Origin of the sequence: Acinetobacter sp. CIP 102637 (assembly GCF_000368425.1) — a bacterium.
Lineage (GTDB): Bacteria > Pseudomonadota > Gammaproteobacteria > Pseudomonadales > Moraxellaceae > Acinetobacter > Acinetobacter parvus.
Window position 1 is genome coordinate 459,762 of record NZ_KB849434.1, and the last position, 18,552, is coordinate 478,313.

At 45.2% G+C, this 18,552-nt stretch carries 20 protein-coding genes and 1 pseudogene; 7 read left to right on the forward strand and 14 right to left on the reverse strand.

The annotated features are described in order from the left end of the window. Positions 1-3 precede the first annotated feature (3 nt). The 9 genes and pseudogenes from ssuC to ubiG all read right to left on the reverse strand — a co-directional run bounded on the left by ssuC (position 4) and on the right by ubiG (position 7,720). On the reverse strand, positions 4-807 hold the full coding sequence (ssuC, locus tag F967_RS02590) for an aliphatic sulfonate ABC transporter permease SsuC (RefSeq protein WP_004758650.1): 804 nt from the start codon (positions 805-807) through the stop codon (positions 4-6). Continuing rightward, positions 804-1,979 (reverse strand): FMNH2-dependent alkanesulfonate monooxygenase, encoded by a 1,176-nt coding sequence (gene ssuD / locus F967_RS02595; RefSeq protein WP_004680184.1) that lies wholly within the window; start codon positions 1,977-1,979, stop codon positions 804-806. Before ssuD ends, ssuC begins: the two co-directional genes overlap by 4 nt. A gap of 30 nt (positions 1,980-2,009) precedes the next feature. Further along, a pseudogene (locus tag F967_RS14035) lies at positions 2,010-2,172 on the reverse strand (aliphatic sulfonates ABC transporter substrate-binding protein); the annotation flags it as partial. Between the two features lie 13 nt (positions 2,173-2,185). Further along, positions 2,186-3,178: a sulfonate ABC transporter substrate-binding protein gene (locus F967_RS02600; RefSeq protein WP_004758648.1), complete on the reverse strand. Its 993-nt coding sequence runs from the start codon at positions 3,176-3,178 to the stop codon at positions 2,186-2,188. Positions 3,179-3,469: 291 nt separating this feature from the next. Further along, entirely contained in the window at positions 3,470-4,825 is a 1,356-nt protein-coding gene (gene argA, locus F967_RS02605; protein WP_004797998.1) for an amino-acid N-acetyltransferase, read from the reverse strand. Between the two features lie 111 nt (positions 4,826-4,936). Next, on the reverse strand, positions 4,937-5,362 hold the full coding sequence (locus F967_RS02610) for an RcnB family protein (RefSeq protein ID WP_004798000.1): 426 nt from the start codon (positions 5,360-5,362) through the stop codon (positions 4,937-4,939). A gap of 169 nt (positions 5,363-5,531) precedes the next feature. Then, positions 5,532-6,278 carry a YciK family oxidoreductase gene (locus F967_RS02615; protein ID WP_004758644.1) on the reverse strand — a complete coding sequence of 249 codons (747 nt, stop codon included), beginning with the start codon at positions 6,276-6,278 and terminating at the stop codon, positions 5,532-5,534. Positions 6,279-6,308: 30 nt separating this feature from the next. Further along, positions 6,309-7,007 carry an HAD family hydrolase gene (locus F967_RS02620; protein WP_004798002.1) on the reverse strand — a complete coding sequence of 233 codons (699 nt, stop codon included), beginning with the start codon at positions 7,005-7,007 and terminating at the stop codon, positions 6,309-6,311. Beyond that, positions 7,007-7,720: a bifunctional 2-polyprenyl-6-hydroxyphenol methylase/3-demethylubiquinol 3-O-methyltransferase UbiG gene (gene ubiG / locus F967_RS02625; protein ID WP_004675359.1), complete on the reverse strand. Its 714-nt coding sequence runs from the start codon at positions 7,718-7,720 to the stop codon at positions 7,007-7,009. The genes F967_RS02620 and ubiG overlap by 1 nt, the downstream gene beginning before the upstream one ends. 181 nt (positions 7,721-7,901) lie before the next feature. Here ubiG and F967_RS02630 point away from each other — a divergent pair, with 181 nt between their 5' ends. Continuing rightward, on the forward strand, positions 7,902-8,525 hold the full coding sequence (locus F967_RS02630; protein WP_004798004.1) for a thiol:disulfide interchange protein DsbA/DsbL: 624 nt from the start codon (positions 7,902-7,904) through the stop codon (positions 8,523-8,525). A 54-nt stretch (positions 8,526-8,579) separates the two neighbouring features. On the opposite strand, the gene F967_RS02635 is transcribed toward F967_RS02630, so the two are convergent. Together F967_RS02635 and F967_RS02640 are read right to left on the reverse strand one after the other, a co-directional pair. Further along, positions 8,580-9,215 carry a TetR/AcrR family transcriptional regulator gene (locus tag F967_RS02635; RefSeq protein ID WP_004675353.1) on the reverse strand — a complete coding sequence of 212 codons (636 nt, stop codon included), beginning with the start codon at positions 9,213-9,215 and terminating at the stop codon, positions 8,580-8,582. Between the two features lie 107 nt (positions 9,216-9,322). After that, entirely contained in the window at positions 9,323-9,973 is a 651-nt protein-coding gene (locus F967_RS02640; RefSeq protein WP_004675352.1) for a TetR family transcriptional regulator, read from the reverse strand. 310 nt (positions 9,974-10,283) lie between these two features. Here F967_RS02640 and F967_RS02645 point away from each other — a divergent pair, with 310 nt between their 5' ends. The 4 genes from F967_RS02645 (at position 10,284) to F967_RS02660 (ending at position 13,737) form a co-directional block, all read left to right on the forward strand. Beyond that, positions 10,284-11,309, forward strand: coding sequence for a flavin reductase family protein (locus tag F967_RS02645; RefSeq protein WP_004798006.1), 1,026 nt, complete (start codon positions 10,284-10,286; stop codon positions 11,307-11,309). 30 nt (positions 11,310-11,339) lie between these two features. Further along, positions 11,340-12,482 carry a fatty acid desaturase family protein gene (locus F967_RS02650; RefSeq protein ID WP_171063066.1) on the forward strand — a complete coding sequence of 381 codons (1,143 nt, stop codon included), beginning with the start codon at positions 11,340-11,342 and terminating at the stop codon, positions 12,480-12,482. A 108-nt stretch (positions 12,483-12,590) separates the two neighbouring features. Then, positions 12,591-13,307: a ribonuclease PH gene (gene rph / locus F967_RS02655; protein ID WP_004680175.1), complete on the forward strand. Its 717-nt coding sequence runs from the start codon at positions 12,591-12,593 to the stop codon at positions 13,305-13,307. Positions 13,308-13,542: 235 nt separating this feature from the next. Then, the gene (locus tag F967_RS02660) at positions 13,543-13,737 is read left to right on the forward strand and encodes an ABZJ_00068 family colistin stress protein (RefSeq protein ID WP_004675344.1); all 195 of its coding nucleotides are present in this window, start codon (positions 13,543-13,545) and stop codon (positions 13,735-13,737) included. Here F967_RS02660 and nadC read toward each other — a convergent pair. Next, positions 13,734-14,579, reverse strand: coding sequence for a carboxylating nicotinate-nucleotide diphosphorylase (gene nadC, locus F967_RS02665; protein ID WP_004798008.1), 846 nt, complete (start codon positions 14,577-14,579; stop codon positions 13,734-13,736). The genes F967_RS02660 and nadC overlap by 4 nt on opposite strands. Positions 14,580-14,723: 144 nt before the next feature. Between nadC and ampD the strand changes: the two genes are divergently transcribed. Together ampD and murJ are read left to right on the forward strand one after the other, a co-directional pair. Continuing rightward, on the forward strand, positions 14,724-15,302 hold the full coding sequence (gene ampD, locus F967_RS02670; RefSeq protein ID WP_004798010.1) for a 1,6-anhydro-N-acetylmuramyl-L-alanine amidase AmpD: 579 nt from the start codon (positions 14,724-14,726) through the stop codon (positions 15,300-15,302). Between the two features lie 61 nt (positions 15,303-15,363). After that, positions 15,364-16,914 (forward strand): murein biosynthesis integral membrane protein MurJ, encoded by a 1,551-nt coding sequence (gene murJ / locus F967_RS02675; protein WP_171062068.1) that lies wholly within the window; start codon positions 15,364-15,366, stop codon positions 16,912-16,914. Between the two features lie 42 nt (positions 16,915-16,956). Here murJ and F967_RS02680 read toward each other — a convergent pair whose 3' ends face one another. After that, positions 16,957-17,640 (reverse strand): BamJ family beta-barrel-assembly machinery protein, encoded by a 684-nt coding sequence (locus tag F967_RS02680; protein WP_010589301.1) that lies wholly within the window; start codon positions 17,638-17,640, stop codon positions 16,957-16,959. A 47-nt stretch (positions 17,641-17,687) separates the two neighbouring features. Beyond that, positions 17,688-18,395, reverse strand: coding sequence for a BamJ family beta-barrel-assembly machinery protein (locus F967_RS02685; protein ID WP_004798012.1), 708 nt, complete (start codon positions 18,393-18,395; stop codon positions 17,688-17,690). Between the last annotated feature and the right edge of the window lie 157 nt (positions 18,396-18,552).

Here is an 18,552-nt window from a genome sequence, read left to right on the forward strand (position 1 = left end):
TTTTTATTTTTGATAACCTGAATGCCAGCGTAATAAATAACGTTCCAGCAGTTGCGCAAAGACATCGGCCAGTTTCCCCAGCAAGGCATACAGCAGGATACCCACTAGCACGATATCGGTTTGTAAAAACTCCCGTGCATTCATGGTCATATAGCCAATGCCTGACTGGGCGGAAATGGTTTCAGCAACGATCAGCAATACCCACACCAAACCGAGAGAGAAACGTAGCCCCACTAAAATGGAGGGCATTGCGCCAGGTAAAATAATGTCTTTATACAGTTGCCAGCGGTTCAGCCCATAGCTTCTGCCCATTTCAATCAGCTGCGGATCAACTGAACGGATGCCATGATAGGTATTGATATAGATCGGGAAAAACACCCCGACCGCCACTAGAAACAACTTGGCGGTTTCATCAATGCCAAACCATAAGATCACCAGTGGAATCAGGGCAAGTGCAGGGATGTTGCGGATCATTTGCAGGGTGGTGTCCAGCAGCGTTGATGCAAAACGGGATGAGCCATTCAGCAAGCCGAGAACTAGCCCCAGCCCCCCACCCACCAATAAGCCGAGTAAAGCCCGACCAGCACTGACCTTGACATGCTGCCAAAGCTCACCACTGATGAGCAGGTGCCAAAAGGCACTGACCACAGCAGTGGGCGCGGGCAGAACCCGACTTTGCAGTAAACCTGTACTTGAGGCAATTTGCCAGATGACGATCAATAAGATCGGTAACAGCCACGGTAACAGGCCTTTGCCAAGCTGCTGTGTTCCACGTGAAACATTGTTTAAGAAAACTTTTGCACTCATGCTGTCTCCTTGACCAGATTTTTTGCTTCCGTAGTCTCAGGGACGTAGTTGTTGGCAATGATTTCCCCAAATGGTCCTGTTAAGTGCGGTTGTGCCAGTTTCTTGCGTGTTTTCAGCGGCAAGAGTGGAAACACCAATTCCGCAAAACGAATCGATTCTTCCAGATGTGGATAGCCTGAGAAAATAAAGGTATCAATGCCTAAATCTGCATACTCCTGAATCCTTGCAGCCACCGTTTCTGGGTCACCCACCAATGCCGTGCCTGCACCACCGCGAACCAGACCAATGCCTGCCCAAAGATTCGGGGACACTTCAAGTTGATCTTTACGTCCACCATGCAACGCCGCCATGCGTTGTTGGCCCACTGAATCCATTTGCGCAAATTTCTTCTGTGCTGCGGCAATCGTGGCATCATCTAGATACTGGATCAGTTCATCCGCCGCTGCCCAGGCCTGTTCATTGGTTTCACGCACAATCACATGTAGGCGAATGCCGTAATTTAGGGTTCGGCCTATAGCGGCAGCCTTGGCACGTAAATATTGGATTTTTTCCTTGACTGCGGCAGGTGGTTCACCCCAGGTTAAATAGGTATCAACCTGTTCTGCTGCCAGCTCAGTCGCCGCTTCGGATGAGCCACCAAACCATAACGGGGGATGAGGCTGTTGTACGGGTGGATAGAGCAGTTTGGCATCATCGACGCTTAAGCGTTCGCCATGAAAAGTAAACGATTCACCTGTATGCGAACGGGTCAGGATTTCACGCCAGATTTTGACATATTCAGAAGCGGTCTGGTAACGGGTACTGTGGTCCTCATACAGGCCATCGCCCTTGAGTTCCTGTTCATCTCCACCTGTGACAAGGTTGAGCAGGATACGTCCATTGGAAAGACGGTCGAAAGTCGCTGCCATGCGGGCGGCGAGCGCAGGCGTGGTAATGCCTGGACGGAGGGCTACCAGAAACTTAAGTTGTCTGGTGGCATCAATCAGGCTGGCAGCTGTAATCCATGGGTCTTCACAGGAACGGCCTGTTGGAATCAGTACGCCATCATAGCCCAGGTTGTCAACGGCCACTGCAATCTGTTTCATATAGGCATGATCGACCTGACGCGCACCCTTGCTGGTGCCTAGATAACGACTGTCACCGTGAGTGGGGATAAACCAGAAAATATTCATGTCGATGTTCCTTATGAAAAAGTAAAAAATTTATTTGGCAGACCAGACACTGTGCTGAATGTCGATCTGTAGGGGGATGAGCTGTTCCTGTTTAAAACAGATCGGCGATCTGTTGCTGATTGTTGATCACCTCGGTCGTGAGTGCATGTACAGGCAAGGGTTTTGGGCGCTTGTCTAAAACCCGCTGTGCGATCCCGTTCCCCCTATTACCTGATTTCGTTCTTAAGCAACGCGTCCTGAATTACCAACTGTTTTGGAATCAGTTTCTGCGCGTAGAATGCATCAGCAACATATTGCTGTTCCTTGGCAACCTTTTCAGAGATGGGCTGAACCCCGAAGCCCATGCGTGAAATCGATGCTTTTAACACCTCAAATTCCAGTGCGGTTGGTTTTTCCAGTAGTTTCGCGGCATCATCTGGATAGGTCTTGACCCAGTCGGTGGTCTGGTTCAGGGTTTGAACAACGGTCTTTAAAATTTCAGGATGATTTTCGGCAAATTTACGGTCCGCTAAATAGAACTGGTAATTGCTGACCAAATGCTCGCCATTGGCAATGACACGCGCATGTACCTGATGTTCCGCCGCAGCTAGGAATGGGTCCCAAATCACCCAGGCATCAACTGCGCCCTTTTCAAATGCGGCACGGGCATCTGAGGGTGGAAGATAGACAGGCTGGATGTCATTGAGGGTGAGGTTGTTGGCTTCCAACAGTTTCAATAATAAATAGTGGACGTTTGAACCCTTGTTCAGTGCAATACGTTTGCCTTTCAGGTCTTGTACGGATTGAATTGGCGAATCTTTTTGTACAATCAGGGCTTCAGCAGTAGGTGCTGCTGGCTGGTTGGCCACATACACCAGATTTGGATTGGCTGCCTGAGCGAAAATAGGCGGGGCTTCACCTGCCTCACCCAAAGAGACACTGCCAACATTCAAGCCCTCCAGAAGTTGTGGACCCGCTGGAAACTCTACCCATTTGACATTTACGCCTTGAGCAGCAAGGTTTTTTTCTAGTTCACCTTTTGCTTTAACAATCGGCAAAATACCATACTTCTGAAAGCCGATATTTAATGTTGTGGTTTCTTGTGGTTTGGCTTCTTGCTGCTCAGCTTTTTTTGCACAACCTGTGATGTTAACCAAGCTGGCAAGCATTGCTGTAATCAGGATAGGTTGTGTCCATAAACGACTGATAAAAATGGCCATGCTGCTTGTGCTCCCCGAAAATCAAAAGATGAAATAAGCTGAGCAATCAAACTAAAACTTTTTTTATTGCATAAAAAATAACTAATCAGGCTTTATTTATCTTAAAAAGTGCAAAACAGAATATTGGATATGCTTATCGTGGGTATAGATATCAAAAAGGAGCATTATTTTTATAAGCCATTGTTTTTAGTGTTTTTCTATTTTAAGGCTATGGTTTTGCTGAGGGCGGATATAACAAAAAGACAGGATGTGGAGATATCATTATCAAAAATAACAATATCTCCAGAGGCGTTAGTCAAGGGATTTTTTAAATACCAAAGAATTACGTTGATAGTTATAAAGTGCCTGACGTGCATTTGGCAGGTCATCCACACTGGCAGGGCTAAAGCCGTGTTCCAGAAACCAGTGCGCCGTGCGTGTGGTGAGGACAAATAGTTGCTGAATACCTTGCTGTTTCGCCCTGCTTTCCAGAAACTGCAAGATCTGGCTACCACGGTTAGATTTGCGGTAACTGGAGTCGACAGCAACACAGGCGATTTCGGCAGAACATTTTTCATTGGCTTTCGCTGGAATCGGGTAGAGTGCGGCACAGGCCAGAATCATGCCATCACGCTCAATCACGGCAAACTGCTCAATCTCACTTTCAAGGCGTTCGCGGGAGCGATACACCAGAATACCTTCCTGCTCAAGTGGCCGCAGCAGGTTTATCAGGCCGCCCACATCATGAATATTAGCAATCCGTACCTCCTCATAATGGGCATCGGTAATCATGGTGCCAATGCCATCACGAGTGAACAGTTCCTCAATCAGTGCGCCATCATAGGCATAGGAAATCAGGTGTACACGATGTACGCCTGACAGGGAAGCCTGTTGCGCCTGTTTTAAATGTAGGGCAAATTCGGGAGACTGGTTTTGGTATTGCTGAATATAGGGATCAAGCTGACGTGGGCTGAGCTCACGCAGCAACTGCTGTTTGGCATCCATTAAACCTTGTTGTTCGCCCAGAAAAATCAACTTGTCCGCCTTTAACATGGTTGCCGTTTTGGTGGCTACTTCCTCCGCCAGCAAATTAAACACTTCGCCTGTGGTCGAGTAACCCGTTGGCCCTAACAACACAATATTGTGATTGTCCAGATGACGATGGATGGCATCGGTGTCAATTGAGCGGACATCGCCTGTAAGCTGGAAGTCAACGCCATCACGGATGCCATAGGGTTTGGCGGTGACAAAGTTTCCAGAAACCACATCAATGCGTGCGCCATACATCGGAGAGTTGGCAAGTCCCATGGAAAGCAGTGCCTCAATTTCCAGGCGAATTGAACCCACGGCATTCATCACCCCACGCAGTGACTCACGTGTGGTAATGCGGCGGTTTTGGTGGAAAGGTGTTTCAATATTCCGTTCAGTGAGGTTCTGGTTAATCTGTGGTCGTGCGCCGTGTACCAGAATCAGGCGGATGCCGAGTGAATGTAACAGGGCAATATCATGAATAATATGCTGAAAGTTTTGGTGTAAGACGGCCTCACCACCAAACATCAGCACAAAGGTTTTATGGCGGTGCGCATTGATATAGGGTGCGGAATGGCGAAACCAATGCACATAATCCTGTGTGCTACTCTGTGATATTTCAGTGATTTGGTTCGCCATGTTGATCTCAGATCGCTATCAATTTATCTGATTCTAACGAAAAAAATGAAAAGATAAATCTATTCCTAAAACAACGGCCCAAGTTTATTGGACCTGCACATGGGAAAACGTCTAGAATCCCCTGATGCGCACAATGCTGTTGTCATCCGAGTTGACCAGGATGTAGTCATTGTTGATTTTGTACCATTGCTCGTTACGGCCTGGTTTTGGCAGATTATTGTTCTTGTAGTCAACTTTGTAGCTGTTACCACGGTAATGCTGCGGCATGACATAACCCTCCTGCCAGCGATGCTGCTTCAGGCGTTCAACACCGCGTTCCTGACGCATGCGGCGCTCACGATCACGGTTTTCCTCTCCTGGACGATCGGCTGGACGGCCCTGCCAGTTGCCGCGCGGATCATCATCACGATCAAGGTTGCGGCCCTGCCAACCACCGCCACGGGAATCGTCACGGTCAAAATGCGGGCCTGCAAAACTACCCATACTGCTGAAAAGGGTGGTTGAACCTAATATCAAGATGATGAAAACTTTTTTCATGATGCACCTAGGCGGATGTCTCTCATGGGAAAACTTTACTCTAAAAATGCAGAGAAACTGTGAAGATCAATTCATTATTCCATTAAAAAGATGGAGACTCTCCCCAGTTGCACTTTAAAAACGATAGGTTGTGACCGTTACAGGCCTATTGTTGGTTGATGCTGAAAACCTAGGCCTGCGCATCAATGCTCTGACCATTCATGTCCAAACTATCATCACCCATGAGGTAAAGATAGGCAGGCATAATCTCGTCAGCTGTTGGCAGCACTTTCGGGTCTTCATTAGGATAGGCCTTGGCGCGCATGGCGGTGCGTGTGCCCCCTGGATTGATGCAGTTAAAGCGGATGTTTGGATAGCTATTCTCTGAGGCAAATATCTTGCTCATGGCTTCCGTGGCCACCTTGGAGACGGAATAGGCGCCCCACAACGCACGCGGTTCACGTCCCACACTGGAACTGGTGAACACCACCGAGGCGTGTGCCGATTTTTGCAGCAGTGGAAGCAGTGCCTGTGTCAGGGCAAAAGGCGCACGTAGGTTGACGGAAAGCACGTCATCCCACACATCAATTGGATAATGTGCCAGTTCAACACGGTCACCCAGCATGCCCGCATTGTGCAGGATACCATCTAAGCGGCCAAACTGCTGTTCCAGTGTATTGACCAGAAGCTCATAGTCATGGCTGGAGGCGGTTGAAAGCTGTAAGGGCAGAATGGCAGGTTGTGGCGCACCCAGACCCTCAATTTCATCATAGATGACTTCGAGTTTGTTCAGGGTACGACCATGAAGCACAACCGTGGCGCCATGTAAGGCATAACTAATAGCAGCAGCACGCCCAATTCCATCACCTGCACCTGTAATCAGGATAATGCGATCCTTGAGCAGGTCTGGACGAGGTTGATATTCTGAATATTTCATTGTTATACCTCCTATTGTTATCTTGTATGCTTAGCCCATCATACCCTGATTTTCGGCTAAAACCGCGATTTTATTTTTTAACAGTTGGTGAAGTTCAGGCACGGTTTGAATAATCGCATCAGCCTGCCATGCCAGCAGGTCATCACGGGACTCAACAGGCAGGTAACCATAGGCTGCCAAAATCGTATACATCTCCGCATTGCGCCCTGCATCAATATCACGTGGGTGATCCCCCACATAGATAATGTCCCTGGCCTCCAGATTCAACTGTTTCGCTGCCAAATACATCGGTTCAGGGTCAGGCTTGGTTTTGCTGACATCCTCTGGACACACCAGTACCGCGCAGCGTTCGGTCAGGTTTAGTGCGGCCAGCAACAATTCACTTAAACCACGCGGTTTATTGGTGACAATACCCCAGGGAATTTGATGGGCTTCGAGTTCCTCAAGCAGGGGATACATTCCCTCAAACAGGTTGGTGTCGACCACGATATTGTCGCCATAGGTATTTAGAAAACGCTGACGATGCGCCAAAAATACGGGGTCTGTTACGTCCATTTCAGGATAAACCAGCTGGACCATCGCACGTGCACCTTCGGACACCTGGGTTCGGATGATTTCCGCCTCCACCACAGGACGTTGCTCATCACGGCACATTTGCTGGATAATACGGATAAAGTCCGCCGCGGTGTCAATCAGGGTACCATCAAGATCAAATAAAACCGCTTTCATTAGGCACCTGTATTGACTGTATGAACCATGTAATTGACATCGACATTGGGTGCCAGCCAGTAATGCTTGGTCAATGGATTGTAATGCAGGCCAGTCATTTCCTTTAAGGTAAGACCTGCATTGCGGATGTCATGCGCCATTTCCGATGGACGAATGAACTTATGATAATCATGGGTGCCTTTTGGCAGTAGGCGCAGCACATATTCCGCACCGATAATCGCAAACAAGTAGGATTTGGGATTACGGTTAATGGTGGAGAAGAACACATGACCACCTGGCTTGACCAAGCTTTGGCAAGCCTTGACGATGGAGGCTGGATCGGGAACGTGTTCCATCATTTCCATACAGGTGACGACATCGTATTGTCCTGCCTGTTCCTGCGCCAGTTGTTCAACGGGAATCTGGCGGTACTCAATATTCTGTACATTATCCTGCTGTGCATGCAGGCGACCCACCGCAAGTGGTGCCTCGCCCATGTCAATGCCCAGCACATTGGCACCACGGCGTGCCATGCTTTCCGCCAGAATACCGCCACCACAGCCCACATCCAGCACTTTTTTGCCCGACAGTCCACCGACCCGCTCATCAATCCAGTTTAAGCGCAACGGGTTGATTTGATGCAGGGGACGAAACTCGGAATGCTGATCCCACCATTTGGCAGCCAAGGCCTCAAATTTTGCGATTTCCTGTGGATCAACATTCAACTGCGACATGGTGTCACCTCATTCATATTAGGATGATTATTTTGGTTTAATCTGTTGGTAGTGTAGCGATTCTGGAAAAAAAAGCGATAAATCCAATAAAAAACTTCACAGAAGCAAAACGAATTGGTCGTGTTTGTTTTATATTTAGTATATAAACTTACGAAAAATGCTTAGAGGAAAAGCAAACTCAATGAAAAATTTAGTATTAAGTGGTTTAAGTGCAGTTGTAATGGCGTTTTCAATGAATGCAACGGCTGCTGATTTTGTTGCTGGTAAAGACTATACCGTGGTTGCCAATCCAGGTAAAACAGCTGCCCCAGCGGGAAAAATTGAAGTACGTGAATTCTTTTGGTACGGTTGCCCGCACTGCTTTAAGCTTGAACCACATATGCAAACGTGGTTAAAGAAAATTCCAAAAGATGTGTATTTCCTGCGTACCCCAGCGGCAATGAACAAGGTGTGGGAACAGGGTGCTCGTGGTTATTATGTGTCTGAGGCACTGGGTGTGCGTAAGAAAACCCATATTCCACTGTTCCACGCCATCCATGATGGTGGTCAGCAGATTTTTGATCAAGCATCCCAAGCAAAATTCTTTGCCCGTTATGATGTGCCTGAGCAGAAGTTCAACAGCATGTTTAATTCATTCCCGATCACTGCAAAAGTGGCTGAATCTAATCAGTTGGCGCAGCAGTACCAGTTGACGGGTGTGCCAGCCGTGGTGGTTGCGGGTAAATATGTGGTGCAAGGTGAAGATGGCAAGGTCACCCAGGTGGTTGACTATCTGCTTGAGAAAGAGCGTAAGGGCGGTAAATAATTTACGGGTTTGTGGTGGTGTAAAGAAGGACTGTTCAATACGGTCCTTTTTATTTTAGGGCTGTTCCAGTTGAAACTCTTTTAAATCAATCTGTACCGTCTGGGTCGGTAGTGACAGCGCCTGACTGACATAGAGGTTGATCAGCTTCTGGCGGGAACCAATTGAACGCTGGTAATAGCTTGAGTTAAGCAACAGGGCGGCACCGTAGGTCAAGGACCAGATATAGGACAGATAGTCACGGATCGACATATCATAGTTAAGTGACTTTAAATATTTCTCAGTCATTTCTTTCAGTGAAACAATACGTTGCTGGCGAACCGCATACAGCTCATCAAACAGGTGCTTCAGCTTTGACTCGGTCATGGTCAGATGTTCTTCTAACTGATGCAGTAAAATCGTACGACTCGGTGACGTTAAATGATAAAGCATATAACGAGGCGCATATTCTTTGACATCAGTGTTATATTTTTCTGAAATCTTGAGGATTTCTTTTTCATTTTGAATAATCAGTTCCAACAGTAATTCATTTTTACTGCGGAAATGTTTATATAAAGTACCTTTAGCAATATCTAGCTCGGCAACCAGTTCATCCAAGGTCATTTCTTGGTTATTTTCAAGTAATAGCTTTTCCGCAACCTGCAAAATTTTTTCTTTACGAATTAAGAACTGAGTATGACGATCAGGGTTCATGATGCTTATAGGCTCCTCATAGTGTTCTAAACGGCATTTGCATTAGTGTGTTATTAATCATAACGCTAAGCAACGCTTTTATATATCAAACTTTAGCTTTGATAAGATCAGGCGTTTTGTGGTTCCCAGTTGGAGATGCCACGGAATAATAAGCGTACCTGAGTTGCCGCATTGTCAATAAACAGCTTCTGTTGTTCGAGTAAATGATCAATCGTGAACTGTTTCGGGAGGTTGATCCAGGTCATGGCCCATGTAAATGACATATTGATCAGGATGGTGGATAGCACTTGCAGGTCCTTGGACTCTTTAATGTGCTTAAAGGTTTCAAGCTTGCACAAATCAATGGCAAGGTCCTCAATCAAAAACTCAATTTCCCGTGCGATTGCGATTCTTACCGTCTCAGAACCGCCCCAGCGTTCAGCAATCATGAACTGCCACTGCTGCGGGCTATGGTTGACTGCCTGTACAAATAGTTCAATGCTGGTACGGGTTTTGGCGCTTCCGCCATGCTGTAGATAGCTTTGTCCCAACTGATGGATCAGGCTTTTTAAATGGAGTGACACTTGGTCAACCAGCTCCTGTCCCAATGTATCCATGTCCTGAAAATGACGATAGAACGCCGTTGGCACCAACCCAACTTCGCGAGCCACCTCACGCAAACTGATGCTACTAAATGAGCGCCCAGAGGTACTGAGATGAAGTGCCGCATCCAGTAGAGCCTGCCGACTCTGTTGTTTTCGTTCATCTCTAATCGACATGAATAAGTTCCATTAAAACCATAAGCAGAGTCTAGCAAAAAAAACAAAACTTTTTTAGCCCCAACCATTGCTAAATAAGACAGATTCCTGCTTGTCCAAAACCAGGGCGTTGTGGCTGGGCAAAAAGCATCAGGTTTAAATCATTTATTTTTTCATGATTTTTAGCCACTTATAAAAAGAATAAAAAATATTCAAAAAATTAGTGAACAAGTGTTGACTCAGTGAACACAAATAAATATAGTGTACATATGTTCACTATATGAACATACGTTCACTCAAGATAAATAGCCAGATACAAAACGAGGAACTTATGAACGCACAGTTAAGCTATCAGCCACATTGGGTTAGAGAAGATTTTGTTGATTTTATCTTACAGAAAATCAAGCCGACATTTGCATGGAAACGCATCCTTGCTGAAGTGACTGGGGTACAGTCCTTAAGTAAAGATATGGTTTTATTGACTTTAAAACCAAACAAAAACTTTGATATCGCTGCGGTACGTGCAGGTCAAAGTATTTTGCTTACCTTGATGATTCACGGGGTTTATCATCAACGTAGCTACTCAATTATTGATGTTACCGCACAAGGTGAAATTTGTCTGGGTATTAAAGTACAGGGCTTGGTGTCAAGCGCAGCGCAACTTTTGCATGTGGGTGATAGTCTTGAGATTTCGCAGGCACAAGGTGATTTTGTTCTGCATCAAGGATCACAAGCTGCATTATTGATTGCATCAGGCTCGGGGATTACAGCGATTTATTCACTGTTACAACAAGCTGTTGCACAGAATTTAAAAGAAGTTCACGTAGTGTATTTTAACCGTGCTGAAGTGTTCCATCAGGAAATATTGGCTTTAGCAGAACAATATCCACAACTGAAATATCACTTTTTTAATACAGCACAGCAAAAGCAGCATTTAGATACCGCTTTATTAGAAAAGTTAGTTCCGAACTTTAAAGAATTACAGACATATGCCTGTGGTCATCATAGCATGATGCGCCAAGCACAAGAGATTTATGCTCAACAGGATGCGGTAGGAAATTTTCATCAAGAATTTTTCCAACCTGTACAAATTGAGCAGTCGAACGGAGCTCAACCGATTACTTTCCGTCGTGCACAACAGAATTTTATTGCAACGACCAATCTATTAAGTAGTGCGGAGCAAGCAGGTTTACGCCCACAGCATGGTTGTCGCATGGGGGTATGTAATCGCTGTAGCTGTACCAAAGTTAGTGGTGTAACACAGAACGTGATTACGGGTGAGATTGATGATCAGCCTAATCGTGCGATCAAGTTATGCGTAAGCCAAGCCCTTAGCCCAGTCACGATTGACCTATAAAAACAAATATTGAGGATAATTGAAATGAATATGGCATTAGAATTTAAAGCAGCATCAAAGTCAGCACATTTAAGCCCTGAACAAGTTCAGGAATTGGGTCGCCGTGTCGAAGAAATTCGTTTAGCTGTTATGCAGAATTTAGGCGAAGAAGATTCAAAATATATCTATAAAGTCCGTAATTTTGTGCGTTATACCGAGATTGCATCTCGTGGCATGTTGATGTTTGGTGGTTGGATTCCACCTGTATGGTTATTAGGTACAGCAATGTTAGGCGTATCTAAGATCGTCGAAAACATGGAACTTGGACACAATGTCATGCATGGTCAGTTTGACTGGTTGAATGACCCAAGTTTACGTGGTGAAGATTATGACTGGGACAATACCTGCTCAGGAAATGATTGGCGTTTTACCCATAACTATATGCACCATACTTATACCAATATTGTGGGCAAAGACCATGACGTTGGCTATGGCATCTTACGTGTCACGGAAGACCAAAAATGGGAAGTTCGTCATTTGGCAAATATTCCATTGGCATTACAGTTAATGTTCTTTTTCCAATGGTATGTGGGCGTACAAAACCTACATTTGGAAGATGCGCTAGTGTATAAAACCAAAACATGGAAACAAGTGTGGGCAGATGCAGCCGAGTTTCGTAAAAAAGCGACTCGCCAAGTCCTCAAAGATTATGTGTTTTTCCCAGCGATTGCGACGATTAACTTTATCCCAGTATTGGCAGGCAATGCTGTAGCCAATGTGATTCGTAACTTATGGTCTTCGGCAGTGATTTTTAACGGTCATTTTACTGAAGATGCAGAAACCTTTGAAGCGGATAATAGTGAGAACGAAAGCAAGGCAGAATGGTACTTACGCCAGATCCGTGGTTCAAGCAACTTCACAGGTGGTAAGTGGATGCACTTTATGAGTGGTAACTTAAGCCATCAGATTGAGCACCATTTGTTCCCAGATATGCCAGCAAATCGTTATGAGCAAGTGGCACCGCAGATCAGGGCGTTATGCGCTGAATATGGCGTGAACTATAACGAAGCTAATTTCATGAAGCAATTTGGTACTGTGTGGGTGCGCTTAGCAAAATGTTCATTGCCAAATGATATGTCGGCACAATTGGCGCAAGGTTGGACAAATTTAAAAGCGAGATTTAAATTTGCTTAAAGGATTGCTTATTCGTGGAATTGTAACGAATAAGTAAAACTGAAATCGCGTGTAATTGAGCTATACTATGGTGCAATTATATTTGTGCCATAGTTTTAAGGAATCGTTATGCGTATTGACCAAAGAACATTAGACCAATTACGTGAGGTAAAAATTACCCGTAACTATACCCGCTATGCAGAGGGTTCAGTTTTGGTTGAATTTGGTCATACCAAGGTGCTGTGTACAGCGAGTATTGACAATTCAGTACCACGCTTTTTGAAAGGACAGGGGCAAGGCTGGGTCACTGCGGAATATGGCATGTTACCGCGTTCAACGCATACACGAAGTGATCGTGAGGCGGCACGGGGAAAACAGACAGGCCGTACCCAGGAAATCCAGCGTTTGATTGGCCGTAGCCTAAGAGCAATGGTTGACCTGAAAAAGCTCGGTGAAAACACCATCACCATCGACTGTGATGTCATTCAAGCAGATGGCGGTACCCGTACAGCAGCCATTACAGGCGCAGCGGTAGCTTTAGTTGATGCAATGAATGTGTTGCTCAGCAACAAGAAAATTAAACAGGACCCGTTAAAAGGTCTGGTGGCAGCCATCTCGGTGGGGATGTATCAGGACGAGGTTTTACTCGACCTCTGCTACGAAGAAGATTCAAATTGCCAAACGGATTTAAACGTGGTGATGACGCAGGCAGGCGAATTTATTGAGATTCAGGGAACGGCAGAAGACAAGCCGTTTACCCGTAGCCAGTGCAATGCCATGTTAGAGCTTGCAGAAAAAGGGATTCAGGAACTGATCCAAAAGCAACAACAAGCTCTCGGTTGGTAATTTCCAGTTGATAGTTCAGGCGGTCTGGCTACTTTAGACCGCCTTTTTTTGTCCTAATCAATCTGGGCGTTTGATATCGGATATTTACATAAGTCTAAATAGCATTAGACAGAACAGCATGCTCTTCAACATAAATTCACTTAGTCTGTCTATGTTGTAACAAAGTCAGCAAATTCATCTCACTTTGCCCTGTTAAATTAAGCAAATTAAACAGGAACAATAAATAGGGATAATCATGTTACAGGTTTTTTTAGTATTTCTTACCGCAGTGACTTTCGTTCTCATGGCAGCCGATCCACGTCCAACTGATTCAACTGAAGCCAAGTCAGCTTGGACTAAACAACTCAAGACATCTGAAACCCCAAAGGTTGCAGATGCTTCGGCTAAAGATAAAACAACTGTAGAGGAAGATGATTCCGAACAGGTCTAGCCGTTAAAACGCATGGATAAATCAACAGCTCTTACATCTTTGGTCAATACGCCCATCGAAATGTAGTCAACCCCTGTGCTGGCAACTTCACGTAGGTTCTCAATGGTGATATTGCCTGATGCTTCCAGTTTGCAACGTCCCGCAACGTGTTTCACGGCATCAATCATTTGCTGTTGGCTAAAATTATCCAGCATTACAATATCGGCACCTGCTTCCAGTGCCTGATTCAGTTCATCCCAGGTTTCCACCTCAACCTCAACGGCTTTTCCTGGGGCAATCTCATGGGCTTTGGCAATGGCCTGAGCAATTCCACCTGCCGCCATAATATGATTTTCCTTGATCAGGAATGCATCAAACAAACCTAAACGGTGGTTCTGTCCGCCACCGATACCAACCGCATATTTTTGCGCAATACGCAGACCGGGTAAGGTTTTACGAGTATCTAATAGTTTGGTATGTAAGCCATCCAGTTGTTTTACATAACTTGCGGTTTTGGTTGCCACCGCAGACAGGGTTTGGATGAAGTTCAATGCAGGGCGTTCTACTGTCAAAAGACTACGGGCAGAACCAGCAAGCTTTAAAAATGCTTCATTGGCTCCAACCACTTCACCCTCTTGTTTTAACCAAGTGACTTGAACGGTCTTGTCATAAGCCTGAATCAATGTATTGACCCAGGGCTGTCCTGCCAACACCATCTCTTCACGGCTAATAATGGTCGCAGTGGCCTGTTCATCTGCTGGTGTGAGCAGGGCCGTGATGTCGCCGTCCCCAATATCTTCCTGTAATGCTTGCTGAATATTGATTTGAATAGATTGTTCAAGCAAAGATTGTGGGATGCTCATACGATTTCCAGTAGATGTTGACCAAAAAACTTGGGGCTTATCTTAGCATTGTCCTCGTAAAAAATAAGTATTTGATCTCGATTATTCACGATAAAGCATGTCAGAATGTGGAGGATAAATATTAAATTACTGATTCGGGTCACAATGCAACAATCTAGATTTGCTCAAGTGCAAGATGGAATATTACAAGGCGCAACACAGATCGCATCCCCCAATTTTAATGCCCGTCCTGTTGATACTGAAATTCAGTTGATTGTGATCCACAACATTAGCCTGCCACCATCACAGTTTGGGGGAGGCTATATCCAGCAGTTTTTTCAAAATAAATTAGATTGGTCTATCCATCCATATTTTCAGACCATTGAAGGGATGCAGGTATCCGCACATTTGCTGATCTTGCGTACGGGAGAGGTCATCCAGTTCGTCAACTTTAATGAACGTTCATGGCATGCAGGACGTTCCAGCTATCTCGCTCAAAAAGAATGTAATGACTATTCGATTGGCATCGAATTAGAAGGCAGTGATGACTTGCCTTTTGAGTCAGAACAATATCAATCACTTGTAAACGTGGTGAAAATACTGCGCCAGGCCTATCCAAAAATTCAGAACCATATTGCAGGGCACTCAGATATTGCACCAAAACGTAAGACCGACCCAGGGTTGTATTTTGACTGGCAATTGTTCCGTCAGTTGTTATCTGAAAAAACATCAACCGATTTATGATTTCACAACGAAATCTATTTTAACTTTCATTACAATAACGCTTTTTAAAGATAAGCCGTAGGTGAGTGCGATGGCATTGTGGCGATCGACTGTAATTGTCAGTGCAATGACGATGTTATCCCGAATTTTGGGTTTGGTACGCGATGTAGTGCTGCTCAATGTGTTTGGTGCAGGTAAGGACTTTGATACCTTTGTCGTTGCCTTTCGTATTCCCAACTTTTTTCGGCGGCTGTTTGCGGAAGGGGCTTTTTCCCAGGCCTTTATTCCAGTCCTGACAGAATATAAAACCAGCCGTGCTCATGCCGAAGTTCAGATCCTGATTAGCCGTGTCTTTGGTTGTCTACTCACCGCAATGACCTTGCTGACCTTTGTGGCGATGGTTGCCGCACCTGCAATTATTTATCTGTATGCGCCTGGTTTCCACAACGATCCTGAGAAATTTGACCTTGCGGTTGATATGTTCCGCCTAACCATTCCATATCTGATGTTTATGTCGTTGACGGCATTTGCCAGCAGTATACTGAACAGTTACGGCTCATTTGCCTCACCCGCATTTTCACCTGTATTGCTGAATGTAGCCATGATTGCAGGAGCGTGGTGGTTAACGCCATATATGGCTGAGCCGATTATGGCATTGGGTTGGGCTGTTGTTGCCGCAGGTATTTTGCAACTTGCCATCCAGATTCCTGAATTATGGAAAAAGAATCTACTGATTCCACCCAAGGTTGATTTTAAACATGAGGGTGTCGACCGTATTTTAAAGTTGATGCTACCAGCATTGTTTGGTGTTTCAGTTACACAGATCAACCTATTGCTGAATACCATTTGGGCATCATTTATGCAGGATGGTTCGGTTTCCTGGCTCTATAGCGCAGAACGTATGACTGAACTGCCTTTGGGCTTGATCGGTGTGGCGATTGGCACAGTGATTCTGCCATCACTTTCGGCCCGCCATGCTGAACAGGACCAAGCCAAATTCAGGAGTATGATTGACTGGGCAGCCAGGATCATTATGTTGGTGGGCATTCCTGCAAGTATTGCCTTATTTATGCTGTCTACGCCGATTATTCAGGCATTGTTCCAACGCGGTGAATTTACCGTGGAAGATACACATATGACCGCGCTGGCGTTGCAGTGTATGAGTGCTGGTGTGATTTCTTTTATGTTGATTAAGGTGTTTGCACCAGGCTTCTATGCTCAGCAAGATACCAAGACTCCTGTCCGTGTGGGGTTAATGGCGGTTGCGGCGAATGCCATTTTAAACGTGGTGTTTATCGGTTTCTTTAAGCTGATTGACTGGCATGCAGAACATATGGCTTTGGCGCTGGCTTCTTCAGGTTCTGCCTTGGTCAATGCAGGCATGCTGTATTTCTATTTGCACAAACGCAATATCTATCGCTTTGGAACTCACTGGAAGAAACTGGCAGTACAATTTACCATTGCCAACCTGACCATGATTGCTGCGCTTTGGTATGCACTGACTTGGTATCAGGGCGATATTTCACAGTGGTTAAGGATTGCTGAAGTGGTTGGGCTGTGTGTCGTTGGGGTAGTGGCCTATGCCGTAGGATTATTGGCAACTGGGTTCCGCCCAAGACATTTAAGAGCCTAATAGCTCTCTAAAAAACTAAACCCTCCATCAGGAGGGTTTTTACTATTTAACTTCAAGTAATTCAATATCAAAAATTAGGGTACTGTTGGGTCCGATTGCATCACCTGCACCAACATCGCCATAGGCCAAATTGGCTGGAATAAAGAAACGGCTTTTACCGCCCTCTTTCATGGTTTGCACACCCTCAGTCCAACCAGCAATCACTTGGTTCAGTTTAAACTCAATTGGATGGTTGCGGGCAATTGAGCTGTCAAACACAGTGCCATCCAGTAAACGGCCTTCGTAGTTCACCTTAACTGTAGAGGTTGCCTTTGGAGATTTCCCTTTACCTTCCTGCAAAATTTGGTACTGCAAGCCTGACTTGGTGGTTATGATGCCTGTCTTTTGAGCATTTTCAGCGAGGAATGTTTTACCAGCAAGTTCATTTTTCTGGCCAACTTCCTGAAACTCAATCAGCTGTTTTGCCTCTAAACGTTTTTTATATTGGTTGAGTACTTTCGCCATGTCTTCATCAGTCAAAGATGCGACTTTTCCTTGAACAGCTTCCTGTACTCCCTGAACAAAAGTTTCAATATTCAGGTCTTTTAGGGTTTCGGCATTGCCTTTCCCCATTAAATAACCGTAACTATAGCCCAGTTGATCTTTTTGTGGGCTTTTTAGCGTAATTGGGGCAGCGTGGACTGTAGCAAAAGTTGAAGCTATTAAAATAAGGCTTAATTTTTTCATTATTTCTTCCAAAATAAAGGAGAGCACATGCTCTCCCTATTAATCAGTTATTTTACGGCAATGAGTTCTACATCAAAGATTAAGGTACTATTTGGTGGAATAGAACCAGGTACACCCTGAGCACCGTAACCCAGGTTTGCTGGGATATAGAGTGTGGCTTTACCACCCTCTTTCATAAACTGTAGACCTTCGGTCCAGCCTGGAATGACTTGATTCAATGGGAATTCAATGGGCTCACCACGGTCGTAGGAGCTGTCAAAGACCTTGCCATCAGTGAGCTGTCCCTTATAGTGAACTTTCACCACAGAAGTGGCAGTAGGCTGTTTGCCCGTACCTTCTGTAATGATTTTATACTGCAAACCTGAAGCAGTGGTTTTAACGCCGTCTTTTTTAGCATTTTCAGTGAGGAATGAATTACCTGTTGCCTCTGCTTTCTTTGTTTCGTTCAGTTGCTTTTGTTGTAATTCTTTTTGGAACTCCATATACGCAGCTTGTAATTCCTCTTCAGTATAGGCAGCAGGCTTTTGTGCATGCGCATCACGGAAACCTGTAATAAATGCAGCTGTTTCCAATTCAGGCGGAGTCTGCTTTGCAACTTCATAACCGAGCGCATAACTGATTTTTGCAACAGGTGCCGCATTTTTATCTGCTTTGGTGCCTAGCTCAGTCGCTGGGTGTTGAGTTGCATAATAAATTGGAACAAGGGCTGCACCAGCTAAAACGACTGCAACCACAACAGGTAAAGCTTTACTCATGAGATGTCCGAAGTAAGATTTTAATAAAAAACATGGTCATGATCTTAGCATGTCTAAGCTTAAGCATTGAATAACTCAGCTAAAAAATGCGTGTATTTTTTATATAGTTTATGTGTTTATCGATAAAAAGCCAGACTTTGAGATCTGGCTTTTTGAG